1 protein-coding gene is annotated in these 389 nt (G+C 51.2%); it reads right to left on the bottom strand.

Going from position 1 to position 389, the window contains the following annotated elements; translation table 11 throughout:
* A partial coding sequence (locus tag HMJ38_RS25885) for a DUF4962 domain-containing protein (protein ID WP_228780280.1) occupies window positions 1-389 on the bottom strand: 389 nt, incomplete at both ends.

Genomic DNA, 389 nt, shown 5'->3' with positions numbered 1-389 from the left:
CAAGTGCCAGTCCCATGACCCCCTGCGTCCATGTCACCCCAATGGTATTCTGAATGGTCGCATCGTTTCCGTTACCGGAATGATCCACAAGTATATTTCCTGATCCCTCGTCCATCTTCCAGTGGCCAACAGGACCATCAGGAGTTTCGCCTTCCGGCACTGTGGAGAAGCTTCTGATCTCTGACCAATCGGAGCTACCACCTGTATTCAGGGATCTGACCCGCCAGAAGTAATCTGTATCGGCAAGAAGCACGTCAGTGCTGAGAGAAATATCGGCTGTTTCGGTATCCAGTATAATCTGACCAAAACCCGGGTCGGTGGCAAGCTGTAGCTGGTAACCGAGGGCAAATTCTGATGCAAGCCATAAGAACTGTACCTCCGGAACAATA

This window comes from Aquiflexum lacus (assembly GCF_015476655.1).
Classification (GTDB): domain Bacteria; phylum Bacteroidota; class Bacteroidia; order Cytophagales; family Cyclobacteriaceae; genus Aquiflexum; species Aquiflexum lacus.
The sequence above is the reverse complement of the archived record's forward strand: the minus strand, read 5'-3'. Positions and strand labels throughout refer to the sequence as shown.